This window comes from Amycolatopsis sp. NPDC059657, assembly GCF_042734395.1.
GTDB lineage: Bacteria > Actinomycetota > Actinomycetes > Mycobacteriales > Pseudonocardiaceae > Amycolatopsis.
In genome coordinates, this window is sequence record NZ_JBHWEB010000064.1 from 1 (window position 1) to 15,776 (window position 15,776).

The 15,776-nt window shown below is 67.4% G+C and carries 17 protein-coding genes; 5 read left to right on the plus strand and 12 right to left on the minus strand.

Annotated elements, in window-relative coordinates; translation table 11 throughout:
• A partial coding sequence (gene dnaE / locus ACFV15_RS29485; protein ID WP_378354206.1) for a DNA polymerase III subunit alpha occupies positions 1-3,204 on the plus strand: 3,204 nt, incomplete at its 5' end.
• On the opposite strand, the gene ACFV15_RS29490 is transcribed toward dnaE, so the two are convergent.
• The 3 genes from ACFV15_RS29490 to ACFV15_RS29500 form a co-directional block, all read right to left on the minus strand.
• Entirely contained in the window at positions 3,194-3,376 is a 183-nt protein-coding gene (locus ACFV15_RS29490; RefSeq protein WP_378354208.1) for a hypothetical protein, read from the minus strand. The genes dnaE and ACFV15_RS29490 overlap by 11 nt on opposite strands.
• Before the next feature lie 139 nt (positions 3,377-3,515).
• Positions 3,516-4,682: a hypothetical protein gene (locus tag ACFV15_RS29495; protein WP_378354210.1), complete on the minus strand. Its 1,167-nt coding sequence runs from the start codon at positions 4,680-4,682 to the stop codon at positions 3,516-3,518.
• Between the two features lie 277 nt (positions 4,683-4,959).
• The gene (locus ACFV15_RS29500) at positions 4,960-5,553 is read right to left on the minus strand and encodes a hypothetical protein (RefSeq protein WP_378354212.1); all 594 of its coding nucleotides are present in this window, start codon (positions 5,551-5,553) and stop codon (positions 4,960-4,962) included.
• Between the two features lie 285 nt (positions 5,554-5,838).
• Between ACFV15_RS29500 and ACFV15_RS29505 the strand changes: the two genes are divergently transcribed.
• A complete protein-coding gene (locus ACFV15_RS29505) occupies positions 5,839-6,594 on the plus strand; it encodes a S1 family peptidase (RefSeq protein ID WP_378354214.1) in 756 nt (251 codons plus the stop codon).
• 612 nt (positions 6,595-7,206) lie between these two features.
• A complete protein-coding gene (locus ACFV15_RS29510) occupies positions 7,207-8,763 on the plus strand; it encodes a class I adenylate-forming enzyme family protein (RefSeq protein WP_378354215.1) in 1,557 nt (518 codons plus the stop codon).
• Positions 8,764-8,917: 154 nt separating this feature from the next.
• Here the strand turns inward: ACFV15_RS29510 and ACFV15_RS29515 are convergent, their stop codons facing one another.
• From ACFV15_RS29515 to ACFV15_RS29540, 6 genes are all read right to left on the minus strand, one after another.
• Entirely contained in the window at positions 8,918-9,889 is a 972-nt protein-coding gene (locus tag ACFV15_RS29515; RefSeq protein ID WP_378354217.1) for a TauD/TfdA family dioxygenase, read from the minus strand.
• 12 nt (positions 9,890-9,901) lie between these two features.
• Positions 9,902-11,008, minus strand: a complete 1,107-nt coding sequence (locus ACFV15_RS29520; RefSeq protein ID WP_378354219.1) for a hypothetical protein — start codon at positions 11,006-11,008, stop codon at positions 9,902-9,904.
• Positions 11,009-11,185: 177 nt separating this feature from the next.
• Positions 11,186-11,494 (minus strand): J domain-containing protein, encoded by a 309-nt coding sequence (locus tag ACFV15_RS29525; RefSeq protein WP_378354221.1) that lies wholly within the window; start codon positions 11,492-11,494, stop codon positions 11,186-11,188.
• Complete coding sequence (locus ACFV15_RS29530; RefSeq protein ID WP_378354223.1) at positions 11,491-11,880, minus strand: hypothetical protein; 390 nt, start codon at positions 11,878-11,880, stop codon at positions 11,491-11,493. Before ACFV15_RS29530 ends, ACFV15_RS29525 begins: the two co-directional genes overlap by 4 nt.
• Positions 11,881-11,946: 66 nt before the next feature.
• Positions 11,947-12,378: an Hsp20/alpha crystallin family protein gene (locus tag ACFV15_RS29535; protein ID WP_378354225.1), complete on the minus strand. Its 432-nt coding sequence runs from the start codon at positions 12,376-12,378 to the stop codon at positions 11,947-11,949.
• A 267-nt stretch (positions 12,379-12,645) separates the two neighbouring features.
• On the minus strand, positions 12,646-12,936 hold the full coding sequence (locus tag ACFV15_RS29540; protein WP_378354227.1) for a hypothetical protein: 291 nt from the start codon (positions 12,934-12,936) through the stop codon (positions 12,646-12,648).
• A gap of 104 nt (positions 12,937-13,040) precedes the next feature.
• Here ACFV15_RS29540 and ACFV15_RS29545 point away from each other — a divergent pair, with 104 nt between their 5' ends.
• On the plus strand, positions 13,041-13,352 hold the full coding sequence (locus tag ACFV15_RS29545; RefSeq protein ID WP_378354229.1) for a helix-turn-helix domain-containing protein: 312 nt from the start codon (positions 13,041-13,043) through the stop codon (positions 13,350-13,352).
• Between the two features lie 101 nt (positions 13,353-13,453).
• The gene (locus ACFV15_RS29550) at positions 13,454-13,834 is read left to right on the plus strand and encodes a hypothetical protein (protein ID WP_378354231.1); all 381 of its coding nucleotides are present in this window, start codon (positions 13,454-13,456) and stop codon (positions 13,832-13,834) included.
• A 115-nt stretch (positions 13,835-13,949) separates the two neighbouring features.
• On the opposite strand, the gene ACFV15_RS29555 is transcribed toward ACFV15_RS29550, so the two are convergent.
• The 3 genes from ACFV15_RS29555 to ACFV15_RS29565 all read right to left on the minus strand — a co-directional run bounded on the left by ACFV15_RS29555 (position 13,950) and on the right by ACFV15_RS29565 (position 15,728).
• Entirely contained in the window at positions 13,950-14,924 is a 975-nt protein-coding gene (locus tag ACFV15_RS29555) for an alpha/beta fold hydrolase (protein WP_378354233.1), read from the minus strand.
• Position 14,925: 1 nt separating this feature from the next.
• Positions 14,926-15,306, minus strand: coding sequence for an STAS domain-containing protein (locus tag ACFV15_RS29560; RefSeq protein ID WP_378354235.1), 381 nt, complete (start codon positions 15,304-15,306; stop codon positions 14,926-14,928).
• A 107-nt stretch (positions 15,307-15,413) separates the two neighbouring features.
• A complete protein-coding gene (locus ACFV15_RS29565) occupies positions 15,414-15,728 on the minus strand; it encodes a hypothetical protein (RefSeq protein ID WP_378354237.1) in 315 nt (104 codons plus the stop codon).
• Between the last annotated feature and the right edge of the window lie 48 nt (positions 15,729-15,776).

Here is a 15,776-nt window from a genome sequence, read left to right on the forward strand (position 1 = left end):
CTGTTCAAGCTGTCGTCGCTGGCGAGTATGCAGGGTTACTACCGTAAGCCGCGGATGGACCGTGAGCTGATCTCGGAGAACCATGAGGGGATCATCGCGACCACCGGCTGCCCGTCGGGTGAGGTGCAGACGCGGTTGCGGCTGGGTCAGAAGCAGGAGGCCATCCAGGCCGCTTCGGACTACAAGGACATCTTCGGCGGCGAGAACTTCTTCCTCGAGCTGATGGACCACGGGCTGCCGATCGAGCGGTCGGTGCGTGAGGGTCTGCTGGAGATCGGCAAGCTGCTCGATCTCAAGCCGATCGCGACCAACGACTCGCACTACGTCACGAAGGATCAGGCGGACACGCACTCGGCGCTGCTGTGTGTGCAGGCGGGCAAGACGCTCAACGACCCGACGCGCTTCAAGTTCGACGGTGACGGCTATTACCTCAAGTCCGCCGCCGAGATGCGCGAGTACTGGGACAGCGAGGTCGAGGGCGCCGCCGACAACACGCTGCTCATCGCCGAACGCATCGCAGCCGGCGCCTATGCCGAGGTGTTCGCCCACCGCGACCGGATGCCGGTGTTCACCGTCCCCGACGGCCACGACGAGGCGTCCTGGCTGCGCGCGGAGGTCACGCGCGGGCTCGCGCGCCGCTTCCCCGACGGTGCTCCGGAGCGGTACCGGGCGCGCCTGGAGACGGAACTGCAGGTCATCATCGGCAAAGGCTTCCCCGCGTATTTCCTGGTGGTCGCCGACCTGGTCGGCTACGCCCGCGAGGTCGGGATCCGGGTCGGCCCGGGCCGTGGGTCGGCGGCCGGGTCGCTGGTCGCGTACGTACTGGGGATCACCAATATCGATCCGATCCCGCAGAAGCTGCTGTTTGAGCGTTTCCTGAACCCCGAACGCGCGTCGATGCCCGATATCGACATCGACTTCGACGACCGCCGCCGCGGCGAGCTCATCCGCTACGCCACCGACAAGTACGGCGCGGACAAGGTCGCCCAGGTCATCACCTTCGGCACCATCAAGACCAAAGCCGCGATCAAGGACGCCGCGCGGGTGCGGTTCGGCCAGCCCGGCTACGCCATCGCCGACAAGATCACCAAAGCGCTGCCGCCGTCGATCCAAGGCAAGGACATCTCCCTGTCCGGGATCGTCGACCCGGCCCACGAGCGCTACGCCGAAGCCGCCGAGGCCCGCACGCTCGTCGAGACCGACCCCGACTGCAAGACGATCTTCGAGACCGCGCGTGGTCTCGAAGGCCTCATCCGCAACGCGGGCGTGCACGCCTGTGCGGTGATCCTCTCGCGGGAACCGCTGATCGACGCGGTGCCGCTGTGGCGGCGCGAGGACGACGGCGCGCTGATCACCGGCTGGGACTACCCGTCCTGCGAGGGCATCGGCCTGCTCAAGATGGACTTCCTCGGCCTGCGCTATCTCACCATCATGGGCGACACGATCGACAACATCGCCACCAACCGCGGCATCGACATCGACCTGGACACCCTCGCCCTCGACGATGAGGCCGCCTATCGGCTGCTCGGCAGCGGCGACACGCTCGGGATCTTCCAGCTCGAAAGCGGCCCGGTCCGCGACCTGCTGCGCCGCATGAAACCCACCGGCTTCGACGACATCGTCGCCGTGCTCGCGCTCTACCGGCCCGGCCCGATGGGCATGAACGCCCACAACGACTACGCCGACCGCAAGAACCAGCGGCAGACCATCATCCCGATCCACCCCGAGCTCGAGGAGCCACTGGCGGAGATCCTCGCCGACACGTACGGGCTGATCGTCTACCAAGAACAGATCATGCTGATCGCCCAGAAGGTCGCCGGCTACAGCATGGGCCGCGCCGATACGCTGCGCCGCGCGATGGGCAAGAAGAAGATCGAGATCCTCGAGCAGGAATACGCCGCCTTCGAAGCCGGGATGACCGCAGGCGGATTCAGCCCGGCCGCGGTGAAAGCGTTGTGGGACACGGTACTGCCGTTCGCCGGGTACGCGTTCAACAAGTCCCACGCCGCCGCATACGGGCTGATCGCCTACTGGACCGCCTATCTCAAGGCGCACTATCCGGCCGAGTACGTGGCCGCGCTGCTGACGTCGGTCAGCGGCAACAAGGACAAGAGCGCCGGGTATCTCGCGGAATGCCGTCGGCTCGGTATTCGCGTGCTGCCGCCGGATGTCAACGAGTCCGCGGCGCGTTTCGCCGCCGTCGGGGAGGACATCCGGTTCGGGCTCGGCGCGGTGCGCAACGTGGGCACGAACGTCGTCGAGTCGATCATCGCCACTCGCGCGGCGAGGGGGAAGTTCACCTCGTTCACCGACGTGCTCGACCACGCTGATCTGGTGGTGTGCAACAAACGCGTCGTCGAATCGTTGATCAAAGCCGGCGCGTTCGACTCCTTCGGGCACACGCGCCTGGCGATGATGCGCGTGCACGACGAGGCCGTCGACGCCGTCGTGTCACTCAAGCGGAAAGAGGAACTCGGCCAGTTCGACCTGTTCGGTCCGGCCGCCGGGGACAGCGCGGCGTCGTCGTCGGTGCTGGCGCACCTGCGGTTCGACGACGAGGTCGAGTACCCGCCCAAGATCAAGCTCGGCAACGAACGGGAGATGCTCGGGCTCTACGTCTCCGCGCACCCGCTCGACGGCGCCGAGCACATCCTGCGCCGGCACGCGCCCCGCCCGATCGGCGCGATCATCGCCGACCCGCCGACCGGCGACGCCGAGGTCGTGGTGGCCGGGCTGATCACCGGCCTGGAGCGCAAGGTCAACAAGCGTGGCGAGCCGTGGGCGATCGCGACCGTCGAAGACCTCGACGGCTCCATCGAGGTACTGTTCTTCCCCCGCGCGTACATGCTCTACGCGGACGAGCTCGCCGAGGACAACGCGGTCGTGGTCAAAGGCCGGGTCAGCTGGCGCGAGGACACGATGTCGGTCTTCGCCAACGCTTTGCTGCCAGTCGACCTGAGTGAGTCCGCGGTCGTGGGGGAGCGGCCGCCATTTGTTCTGCTGGCCGCGGCTTCCTCGTTGGACCTCGACGTTGTGCACGCCCTGCGCTTGGCACTGCAGGCGCATCCTGGGCCGACGCCGGTCCACGTGCGCCTCATCGGCCCGACACCGCGCACCTTCACCCTTCCCGAGTACTCGGTGACGCCCTCGGCGAGCTTGATCGCTGACATCACCGCCATTTCCGGCATCGCCGTCAAACGGTAGCCGGATGCCGGTGCTCCCGCCCGTTCTTCGCGTAGGCCGGTGCCTGGCGGAACGTCGCGATCGGGACGCCACGCACGATCTGACTCCAGCGGGACAACAGGTCCGGGGTGAGGTTTGTGCCCGCGATGGCCTCTCGCCGCATGTCGTCGTAAGCGGTCAGCAGCCGGTTCATCCGTTGCGGGCCGCGTCCGACGGTTGCGCGGGCGAAGCTGATGAAGCCGTCACGGACGGCAGATACTGGCGTTGTTGGGTGGGGAACAATCTGTTGCCAAGCCACCTGGTCTCGAGCACGCTGCCACGTCGCGAGGTGATCAGGCGCGGTCACCGGCCGCCTGTCCCTTGGCGATGTGCTCGGCCACCGACTCGACCACCGCTCGGGGCGGTTCCACCCAGCGTTCGAATCGTCCGGCGAGCGCGTGGTCGAGCAACTCCTTCCGCCGGGTGGCTCCGATATCGGCCGCGGCGAGGAACCAACCGAGCACGGTCCGGCAGCAGCCGTACCAGCCTGATTCGTACTGCGTCCGGTCACCGACCGCGGTCAGCAGGTGGGCGACCGCGAGTTCCCAGCCATCCAAGTCCCCAGCGGGCAAAGGCAGGAACCGGTCGAACCGTTCCGCCAGATCCTCGAGCCACTCGTGCCACTCCACCACGGCCGCAGACACCTTCGCCGCGGTCGCCTCCGGCGTGGTGACCGAGTCGCTGAAACAGCACCAGGAACCGACCGGTCCACCGTCGAGGTCGCCCTCGCCGACCGACCAGCGCCAACCCACCGTCCACAAGCCGTACCGATCGATGAGACTGGTCGTCACCTGTTCCAGCCACAGGTCGGCGAGACGCCAGTCGGCGTCCGGGGACGGTAATTCAGCCGACGCGACCGCGGCGGCGACCACGCCCGGAACCGTGTCCCGGTCGAAAACCCGGCCGGTTGGATCGGCGTCTGCCCAGCTCAACTTACTCGGATGGGGCAGCCGATGGGCTCCGGACTCGGGAAAGACGATGCGCTTGGGATTGCGCTGAACAGCCCGCCAGGCTGGCGAATCCCCAGTATCGTCCAGCACCGGCTGCGTAATCGCGGCGAAGCGGTCGCCGGCATCGGTGGCGAGTTCGGCCAGCAGCTCATCCCAGGCCATCACGCTGTCAGCGAGGCGCGCCAGTGTTTCGGCTGGTGTCGTCACCGGGGGAGGCACGGCCCGCCAGAGTGGGATGAGCCCGTACTCCTTATGGTCTTCCACCTCGATGGTGTACTTCCAGCCCGCCACCCACACACCTAAACGCTCGACCAGCGCCGCCGTCATCCGGTCGTACCAGAAGCCGGTGACCCGCAAGTCGGCGCCGGCCGGCGGCATCTCGGCGACCGGCGGCAGGGTACGCACCACCTCCGCCACGTCGGCCCGGTCGACCGCGGGGCGTGCTGCGGGGTCGACGTCGCGCCAGCTCAGCTTCCAAAGATCGGGGAGCTCGACTCGGTCTAGGGTCACACTCAACCTTTCGTACGGCAGCTGACAACGGTGTGCCTCTGACGGTGGGCGATCGCCTGGCAAGGATCTATTGAGGGGAAGGGCAAATGTGGCGTGCTCCGGGCAGGCCTGCGGGGTCTTCGCTTCGGGAGGCTTGGGTCGTGAGTGTTTAGACCGGTTAGAACCGGCCGTACCACTCACGACCGCTTGCCAGAGTGTCATCGCGAAGCTGAGGGTGCCCCCGAATGCGTACTACGCACCCAACGGCCCCCTCACTTCACACCGAGCACGCCACCTTTTAACGGTCCGCCGGGGTGTACGTCAGCCGGCCTTCGACAGGAAGCAGGTACCCGTTCCAGCGTTGTTCCGGAAGATCCGCGACGGTGGGGTAGTCATGCTCGAAGCCGATCACGGCGAACCGGAACTCGACGTGGCGGAAGACCTCTGCCGCGACTTCAGCGAGCCACGTGTCCAGCGGAGCACGCCAGTTCAGCGACTCCGGCCCGCTCTCGGGCTCGAACGGGAAGCCGCCGATGCGTCGCTCGACCCGGCCCAACGCGCCGAGCGGGAGATACAACGTCAACCAATCCGACGCGTCATCGTCGAAGCGACTGACGAAACAGCCGCACACGACGGACCCGCCCAGTGGCACACGCACGACACCGTGCACGTGGCCGAACTCCCGGAGGGACGCCACGGTGACCGGTAGCGGCTGCTGCTCGACCGGTTCTAGATCTGTCTCGCGGTAACACCCGACGATGCCGGCGGCCCGCCACAAGGCGCTCACCAGGCGTTGGAGTCGGTCGTCGTCGCAGCCACCCACCTCGAGCGACAGTTCGTAGAAGCCACCTGCCCAGTTCTCCGGATCGGTGAACGCTGTCGCATCATGCACCATCGCAGTATTGCAAACCGCCGTGCGGCACGTCGTCCGAATTTCACCAGCCCACGACGCATCACCGTCGTGCGACGATCACGACCCAAGGGAGACAAAATTCGGCGGCCTGCTGTTCGACCGATCCACTGTGGTTTCCCGGACCGCCGACTTGTCACGGGCGGCGTGCGTTATCGGCATCCCGCTGTCCGCCTGTTCCGTTCCTGAAGCGATTTTCAGGATGGTTCAGGAACTGTTCAGCCGTCCTCCGGTAAACCGGTGAACACAAACCGGGAGGGGAACACGATGAGGAAGCCACTGTTCGCGCTGTGCTTGCTGGCCGGAGTGATCGGCGCCGCCACTCCGGCCGACGCCCGCCCCATGATCGTGGGTGGCTCGGACGCGAGCGAAACCTACAGCTTCATGGCGTCACTGCAGAACGAAGCGGGCAACGAGCGGTGCGGCGCCTCGCTGATCAGTTCCGAATGGCTGGTCACCGCCGCGCACTGCGTATCGGATCGGCACACGGGCGACGTGCTCGATCCGGCTCTGACGTGGGTCCGGATCGGCGCCGTCGATCGCACCCAGGGCGGTGAACGCGTCCAAGCGGACAAGTTCGTCCGGCACGAGAAGTTCGACATCGCGCTGCACTACGACATCGCGCTCGTGCACCTGGCGACACCGGTCACCGCCAGGCCGATCGGGATCGGCACGGCGCCCGTGCCCGGTGCCGCGGTCCGGTTGCTCGGCTGGGGGAAGACCTGTCCGACTCCCGGCTGCGGTGAAGCTCCGGTGCTGCTGCGAGAGCTCGACACCACGATCGCCGACGCTTCGGCCTGCGGTGCGGATTTCGATCCGGTCAGGCAGCTGTGCACCGACAACAAGAGCGGCACAGCGAACGCCTGCTTCGGTGACTCCGGTGGTCCTGCCGTGGTCACCGACGGCGGAGAATGGAAGCTGGTCGGCGCCACCAGCCATGGCCAAACCGCCAGCTGTGTCGAAAAGGCCGGCATCTACACGAATGTGGCCGCCTACTCGGAATGGATCACGCGGAACTCGTGAACCTTCACGACGGCCAGTCCCTTCGGCGGACACGCGTGCAGGGAACGCGGACACGCCGGCGGACCTTCGCGGTCCCGGGCGTGTCCGCGCCCTGTGCACGCGTGTCTCCGTCGAGGACGGCCAGGCGCCGGCATCGGGCGAGCTGGTAATCCTTTCTAATAGATCGGCAACCGTAGCTGATTTATCCCTGCTCACCATCTTTCGTTTTCCCCAGTGCATGGTTGCCCTATCTCAGCCATGCGCTGAGGTCGGGTGTCGGGACAAAAGCCGCACAAAATACGCACAATAAAACGCGCCAATGGTGCGTAGTTCGAGGTGTGGCAGTGAGGCGTCCACTTGTGACTGACTGTAGCGAGAGAAACTGTCGCTCAAGCCAATCTCGCCGGTTCGAGTGAGGCGGTGGGGTCCTGAAGAAAACTCTCGTGAGTTCTGTCGCGCCGTTCGCGTCTACTGCTTGGCCCGCCTGAGTGGTCTTCGCGCCTGAAGTTCGACGTCTATTCTTTGTTGTGTAATATTTTGGGCAACGTTTCCTGTTTATCTCTGGATTGGGGAAGCGGGTCCAAGGGGCGCGTTTGTTGCGTTCTTTCGCGCTCGCATTAGGGGTCGCTTGGTATGTCCTGGACGTCGTCCGCCGGTATTGTGCTGCCCGACCTTGTGCCGTCAAGTCTTCGCCGTCGCTGGGTGAGCAAAGGCTTCTGTCCTGGTCGTGACCTGTACTCGTTGTTCGAGGTCCAGGTGCGGTGCCGCCCGGATCAGGAGGCTGTCGTTGACGAGGGCGGTTCGCTGACGTACGCCGAGCTGGGGAGAGAAGTTCGTGTGCTCGCGGTGACGCTGTCGTCGGCGGGGCTGTTCAGTCAGGACATCATCGGTATCCAGGTCCGCAATGGACGGCTGGCGGTGATCGCCGAACTCGCCGTCGCCGCGGTGGGCGCCGTGGCGCTCCCGATCCCGTCGGGCCGGGACCAGGCCGAGGCGATCTTGCTGCTCGGCCGCGCTCGCGCGAGCGCCGCGCTCGTCGACGACGCTTCGCCGATATCGGCCGCGCAGCACCATCTTCCGCGCCTGCGTGACGTGTTCGTCCTTCCGCTCGAGGCGGGCAGGACGAGTACGAACTGGGTGTCGTACCGGGTCGATCCCGAGTCGCCCGCGCGGATCGTGGTGTCTTCGGGAGCGGCGGGCGACCCGAAAATGGTCGCCTACAGCCATAACGCCATCGCCGGCGGGCTGGCCAACCATCTGCGCGGACTTCACGTCGCTCCGGAGGGGATCCGGGACCTGCTGCTCGTTCCGCTCGCGTCCGCCAACGGGTCGTTCGGGGCGACGGTGACGCTGGCCTGTTTCGGGGGAACGCTGATCCTGCCCCGTGAGTTCGACGCGGCGGTCGCGCTGCGCATGGCAGGTGCCCACCGCGCCACCCATGTGTTCGGGGAGCCCGCGATGCTGGGCCGCATGGCCGAGCTGGTCCCGCGTTTGCTGTCCTTTCCTGCCATGGAGGCGGTGGTCTCCAGCGGGGATTTCATCCCGCAGTCCACGGTGAACGCCTGCCGCCGAGCGTTCGGCGCCGACGTCATCAGCGTCTACGCCTCCTCCGGCGGCGTGCATTGCCAGACCCGCGGCCCGCACCACAGCGCGGGCCTGCCCGATCCGGCGGTCGCCGAAATCCGTATCGTCGACGGTGAAGTTCTCGTCAGAGGACCGGTGAGCCCGCTCTGCTACGTCGCCACGCCCGGCCTCGACGCCCGCTATCGCACACTGGACGGCTGGCTCCGCACCGGTGACGCGGGCCATCTCGCGCCTGACGGCGAACTCCACCTCCTCGGCCGGATCGACCGTGCGCAGCATGCGGGCAAGGCGCTGCGGCCCGCGGACATCGAACGTGAGCTCGGCACCCACCCCGCCGTCGCCGAGGTCGCGTGCGTCACTTTGCCGGATTCCGGTTCGCGGGAACGGCTCTGCGCGTGTGTTGTTCCCCGGCCGGGCCATGCACTGCCGACGCTGGCCGACTTCACCGCGTTCCTGTTCGAGCAGCGTGGTCTGCCGCTGCACGAACTCCCCGGACACCTTCTGCTCGTCTCGGAGCTTCCGCGCACTAATACCGGCAGGGTCTGCCGCGCCACGCTCTCGCAGTTGATCGCCCAGCGCGGCCTCGCGGTTCACGGGCACGAATGACAGTCAGTTCAACAAGTTCGAACCGATTCTGACAGGTTGCGTGCACAAGCTCACGAGATCACGACGAGAAATTCCCGACTCCGAGAGCTGGCTTCGCGGGCACCGCGCTGGCGGGCAGCACCCAGCGCGAGCCGGCCTCAGAGCCAGCCGGACTTCAGCGGGTGAGCACGTAGCCGTCGCGCGGGCGGTGGTCGCGGGAACGGCGGAGGTCGGCGATGGCGAAGGTGCGTTGCAGCCAGCGATCGGCTCCGTCGTAGCGGGGCCGGAACGCGGTGCGGCCGTGCACGGTGACTCGATTGTCCACAATGGCCAGATCGCCGGGTGCGAGCCGGGTGGTGCGGGCGGTGGTGTCGCAGGCCTGGCCGAACTCGGCCAGTGCCGTTTCGGCGCGCGGGGTCAGTGGGGTGGTCGCGATCGTGGCCATCCGGATATCCGGGTCGTCGGCGGCACCGGACAGGACCGGTTGCGGTTCGTGCGTCCCGGTGCCCGCACCGAAGGAGGGAGGCGGTTTGGTGATGAATTCCGGCGCGAACAACGCCTCGCGGCTTGCCTCGGTCAGCAAGGGCAGCACTTCGCGCAGGCATGCGGTGCGCAGTCCGGCGATCCGGTCGTGGTCCGCGCGCAGGCAGAGCAAAAGCACATAGTCGGGTTCGTGCCGGTGGAAGGCGTTTTCGTTGTGGAAGGTCAGCAGCGCCGAACCGGCGTTCCCGGAGAAGTTCTCCTTTCCTCGCACCGGTACGACATCCTGCACGAGTGCGCCGGACTTTTCGGCCAGGTAGGCGGCCGGGTCACCGAGGCCGCAGGCGAGCATGGTGAGCACCGCCGCGGGCACGGTCGCGTCGCGTTGCACCGAATCCGGCGCCGGCGGTGTGGCGGGCAGCGCCGCTTCGTCCACCGGGAGGCCGTGGACGACCAGTACCCCTTGCCGCCCGGAATGCCGGCGGAACCGGTGCACGCCGCGACGCAGCGGCAAAGGCAGCGCGTCCCAGGCATCCCTTGCACGCGATAGCCACTCGGGTGCGTCCACCTTGCCAGGGCACAGATTCCGGGCCAGCTTGTCGACGTCGGTGGTGCCGGCCGGGTCGAGTACGAGGTCTGCGAGTGGGACGACTTGGGTTTCGGGCATCGACGCTCTCTCTCAGTGGCGCAGTGCGGAAACGGTATCGGCGATGTAGTGGTCCCCGAAGCGGATCAGCGCCGCGTACTGGGCCGCGCGCCGGTGCCGCATCAGCCGCAACTCGCCGACGGCGTTGTCAGGGCCGTCGGCCAGCTGGGCGATGGAACGGCGCAGTCGCACCATCGAGTAGGCGAGCGTGACGTGCCGTTCGCTGTCCACCAGGTCGGCCTCGAGCAGCGCGTCCCGTGCGGCGGCGAGGTCCGGATCGCGCGCTGCCAGGTCCTCGTATGATTCGGGCACCACGTGGAGCAGCTCTTTCATGGCGCCGCGGAATGTCTTGTAGCCGCGGTGCTGCCGTCCGCTCAGCGGGGTCGCCACCTCGGGCGGCCGCATGGTCGGGCGGACGGTGTCGAGGTAGTAGTCGACCGGGATCGTGCTGGCGTGTGTCATCGCCGCGGGAAAGCCGCGTACGTAGGTGGTCGCGTGCCCGAGCCGCTCCAGCGCGGCGCCGGTTTCCGCGTGGCGCAGGTGGTGTACGGCGTCGGTCACGGCGACCGCGGCACAGATGTTGAACAGGACGTGGACCTGATGGCCGACGATCCACCGCGCGGTCCACTGGCTTTCCAGCGACGTTCCGTCAGGCATCGCCGGAACGGGCGGGGGAGCCGAATGCGGACCATCGGAGGCGGGTGTGCCGGTGAGGTCGAGCACCGCCTGCCGCATCCCGGCGACCTCCACCGCCAAATCGGCGCCCGACAGCGGCGCGCCGCACAGATCCAGCAGGCCGCGGTGGACGACAAGCACACCGTGCAAGGCGGCCTGCTGGTCGGACAGCTCCATTTCCCGGACCCGGAAGAACGACTGGCTCACCGACTCCGCGGGCATGTCTTCACCGGCGACGGCCGCGGCCTGCGCGGACAGCGCGTCGGCGAGTTGGCCGGCGGCGGCCGCTGCCCGTTGTAAGACCGCGGTGCGCTCGGCCGGGCCGGCGTGGGTCGGCACACCGGCCAGCGCCGTCGCCGTCCGCCGCGCTTCGGCATGGACACGGGCGTCCAAGCGGGGAGTGGTTCCCCCGCTTCCAGGTTCCCGGAAGACGGCCACGGGCGGGTACAGGGCGGGTACGTCCATATTCCGGAGTATTCCGGTCAAGGTCACTTCGCAGGGCCCGCCGATCGGGTGCGACTTTCGCTGGGGCGAGGCGGCTGGAAACCTGCTCGCGCCGTCCGCCCGAACGCGTGGCCGAATTCCGCGAACCCTTTGCAGGAGCGGATTCTGCCGACGTCGGGGACGCGGTTCGGCCTGAGGTCACTGGTGGCGGTGGACGGGGCCTGCCCAGATGTCGTTGCGCCGTCGTGGGTTCGGGCGGTGCGACCTGGTCACGGTGCGGGCGGGGGACGTGGCGGGATGCTCGCGGTCGTAGGCGGCGCGGCGGCGCGGGTCACGGAGCAACGCGTAGGCGGTGATGACGTCGGCCAGGCGTGCGGAGTCGGCCGGGTCGTGCCTGGTGTCGGGATGCAGTGCGCGAATCAGTGTGCGGTAGGCCGTGGTGATCTGGCAGGGGGTGGCGTCTCGGGAGACCCCGAGTACGCGGTAAGGGTCAGGCGGCGTGGTCATGTGCGGGCGGGGTCGGGCTGGGTGTCGAGGTGGCTCAGCGCGGTGTAGACGTCGCGTCCGGCTTGGTCGGCGAGGTCGAGGTGGTGGCGTAGCTCGGCCAGGCCGCGGCAGGCGTGTGCGACGTGCAGGCGTGGGTCGTGGTTGTCGTCGGCGCGCGGGATGAAGCGATCGGCGCAGGGGCCGAGGTGGGCGGCGAGCGCGGTGGTGAACTCGGCGAGTGCGCCGAGTAGCAGGACCAGTTGCCTGTTTTCGGCGCTCATGGTGGCCGGGTCGAGCGAGTGGGCGGGGTCGAGGTAGCGGCGGGTCGCGTCCTCGGCCGCGCGGGTCGCCTTGCCCAGCGCCGCGCCGAGCGGGCTCGTCGCGGCCCGTGATCGTGGACGGTTCATGGGCGGCACCTCCGGCGGGAACTCCGGCCAGCCGGCCCCGGACGCCGGGGCCGGCGTGGAATGGGGTCAGGCGTTGATCTGCTTGGCCTGCTCGCCGCTGGTGATCTCGATCTTGCGTGGCTTGGCGTGGTCGGCGACGGGGATCCGCAGGGTGAGCACGCCGGCGTCGTAACTTGCCTGGATGTGCTCGACGTCCAGGGTGTCGCCGAGGAACAGCTGGTGGCTGAACACGCCACGAGGCCGTTCGCTGACCTGGTATTCGACGTGCTCGCCTGTCTCGCCGGACCGTTCGGCCTTCACGGTGAGCACGGCGCCTTCCGCGTCCAGATCGATCGAATCCGGGTCGGCACCGGGCAGGTCGAAGCACACCACGAACTCGTCGCCGCGGCGATAGGCGTCCATCGGCATCGCGGCGGGGTGCGCCCTGGTCCCGGTGCCGCCGAAGAACTGCTGAGCCAGGCGGTCGAATTCGGCGAACGGGTCAGTACGCAGCAACATCTCAGAAGTCTCCTTTCACACCGGTCGTGCCCGCCGCGGCGGGCTGCCGCGGCGGGCGATCGAACTCAACTCGACTGCGTCGGGGAAAATCTCGGCCTCTTCGTGGCTACGGGGATTCGGCTCGCCTGCGGTGGTCGCCGCCTGATCACGTCACTGGACGCGGTGCCGGCCCTCGTCGCGGGTCTCTCGGCGTACTGGTGGGCGCGACCATCGCACAGGCTCCGCTGAGCCGCTCTCCGCCCATTCCCACCTCCTCTCGGGCGTTCGTCACAGCGGACTTCCGAAAGCGGGCGGTGACCGTTCCCTCGCGCCCACTCTTCGGGCTGTACCGGCCAGATCGCCGCGTTCTCCTCCGCGCGGCGGCGGGGCGAACATGCCCGGCGTGGGGGAGTGACCGCGGCGCCGCCGCGGGGGTGCCGGCAGGCGGCGGACGGGCGTGCCCGACGTGGCGCCGAAGTTGACGGCCACGATCGCGTCGAACTCGGCACGCAGCCAGCCGGGATCGTCGAAGACCACGGCGGCGAACTCGGCGTGCGGGGCCACACTCTCGCTCGTCATGTCGATCACTCCCAGGACATCTTCACCAGGTAACTCTGACCGATACATTTCTTATAGTACGGACTGTAGATTGTGTCAAGTAGATGATGCAGTTAACCTGAACTATGTCCTTGGACAAGCTCGACGATGCCGACTACCCCGCTTACACCACCGGTCAGGCGGCCCGCCTGCTCGAGGTTCAGCAGGCGTTCTTGCGCAGTCTCGACAGCTCTGAACTGTTGCGCCCGCAGCGCTCGGAAGGCGGTCACCGCCGCTACACCCGCCGCCAGCTCGAACTCGCCGCCCGCGTCCGAGTCCTCTTCGACGACGGCCACACCCTCGCCGCGGCCCTGCGCATCATCGGGCTGGAAGACCAGCTCTCCGCCGCTCATACCGAAATCAACGCCCTGCGCAGTCAGCTCGACGACCTGAGTTGAGCCTGTAACGCTCAAGTTTGGGAACATGGGGGCGCTCAAGTTCGTCTTAGGAGTGAGCCCAGCCGAAGTGGTGGCGATCGAGCGCGAAGGGAATGGTGAAGATGACGACGGCCGCGGACACCCGTGAGGACCTGGTGCCGCTGCGAACCGGCTTCGACCTGGTCTGGCGTGGCTACGACCAGGACCAAGTCGAGCACTACATGCACAGCGTGGAAGCCGAGCTGCGGCTGGTGACGGTGGACCGGGACGCCGCGGTGGCCCGCGCCGAGAACCTCGCCCGGCGACTGGAGGCCGCCCGTGCGGAGGTCGGCAGGCTCCATGAGCGCGTCGACAGGATCATCACGACGATGACGCCGCCGGAAGCCGCGCGGTTGCTGAGCGGCGCCGTCACCGCCCATAGCGGCGGCGACCTGCGGCACGACGCCGGATTCCTGCTGACCCAGTGGAGGAAGGACAACCCGCGTCCCGAACTGGGCCGCTGATCAGGAGTCCTTTGTGGATTGTTGTTCGATTCGAGATGACCTGGGCGGTAACACCAGGTCCGGCCTGTTCCCGCTGGAGTCCAGCGCTCCCACGGCCCCGTGAACTTCGATGCCTTCAGTCGCGGCGTCCTCGGGCTCTTCGGTCTTCTCGCACATCGGATCGTTCCTCTGGATCGTGTCGTGCTCGTTTCTCTGTCGCGTGCAGGTATGACGAGGCCTCAACGTTGTCGAAGAATTTCGTCAGGGAGCCGGCCAAGGCTTCAGGGTTCTCCTCGGCCATGTGGTGGCCGGATTCGATCGGGTGCCCGCGCAGGTCGACGGTCCACTCCCGCCAGATGGCGAGTATGTCGCCGTGGAGGGCTTCGAGGTCGTCTTCGCTGGACCAGAGTACGAGGGTGGGGCAGGTGATCCGGTGTCCGGCGGCTTTGTCGGCGTCGTCGTGGTCGCGGTCGACGCCGAGCCCGGCGCGGTAGTCCTCGAGCATCGCCTTGACGGTGGCGGGATTGTGGATCGCGCGATGGAAGTCGGCGAAGTTGTCTTCGCCGAGCCGTTCCGGGGTGTTGCGGGTGCCGACGTTGTACCAGCTGTCCGGATCGGCGGTGATCACCCGCTCTGGTTTGTCGGGCTGGGCGAAGAAGAACCAGTGAAACCAGGCGCGCGCGAACTCCGCGTCGCAGCGGGCGAGCGTCTCGCCGATGGGGATGGAGTCCAGGATCGCGACGGCTTGGACGACATCCGGGTGGTCGAGCGCGAGCCGGGTGGCGACGCAGGCGCCGCGGTCGTGACCGGCGGCGAAGAAGCGTTCGTGGCCGAGCGCCCGCATCAGTGCGACGCAGTCGTCGGCCATGACGCGTTTGCTGTACGGGGTGTGGTCGTCGGTGGTGGGTGGTTTGGCCGATTCGCCATAGCCGCGGGTATCGGGACACACCACGGTGAAGCGTTCCGCGAGCAGCGGCGCCACCCGGTGCCAGGTGGTATGCGTGCGCGGATGCCAGTGCAGCAGCAGGAGTGGCGGCCCGGAGCCACCATGCCGGACACGGAGCGCTACCTCTCCGAGGTCGACCCGTTCGAGTGTGAAGCCATCGAACACGTCAGCCCCGAGCAGCGTGGTCGGCCATCGACGCGCACTCTCGCAAGGCATGCGCGCGGTCGGCGTACGAGCTGATCGTGCGTGCGGGATCGGCCAAGGTGAGAGCGCGGTCCATCACGGGCGTGCCCGCGGTGACCGCCATGTGCACGCCTGCCGACCGTGCGCTGCGCTGTGCCGTGAGGAGAGCTTTCAAGCCGCCGACGGAGCAGAACGACACGGAGTTCATGTCCAGGACGAACGCTTTCGCTGGACTGTCGCATGTGGACTCGACCGCGGCTGTGAGCAGCTCGTTGAACTCCGCGACGCTGAGCGCGTCGATGTCACCGACAACGGCGTGGACTTCGACGCCGGCCTGCACGGTCTTGGTCATCGTGAAGTCCATGAAATTCCCTTTCCGTGAAGGATCCTGTTCGCGTGCCCGTGTCCTACCCACGGTGCGCTGATCTCAATCGCATCCCCGGTCGTCACCATCTCACTACCGAGTCGGGTTCAGCGACTGCCGGCCGCTACCAGCCAGGCCGCCAACCACACCCCCACGCCCAGCGCGAGCAGGAGCACCCCGGAAACCAAGGCATCCACGGCCTGTGTGGAACGGCGAACCGCCAGGATCGAGTAGATCGCAAAGGGGATCGGAATCGGGACGATCAACCAGTCCCAGCGGAAAGCGAACTCACGCTCACAGCGGACGAAGGTGTTCATGGGGTCGCACAGCATCCCCCACACCATCGACCACGCCAGCAAGGACAGGGAAGAGACGATGAGCAGGCCAGCGGCGATGTAGATCGTCCAGCGGATGCCACGCATGTTTCTCCGTACTCGGGGGCCTCGTAGCTGTTCTGTCGGAGCGTCGTG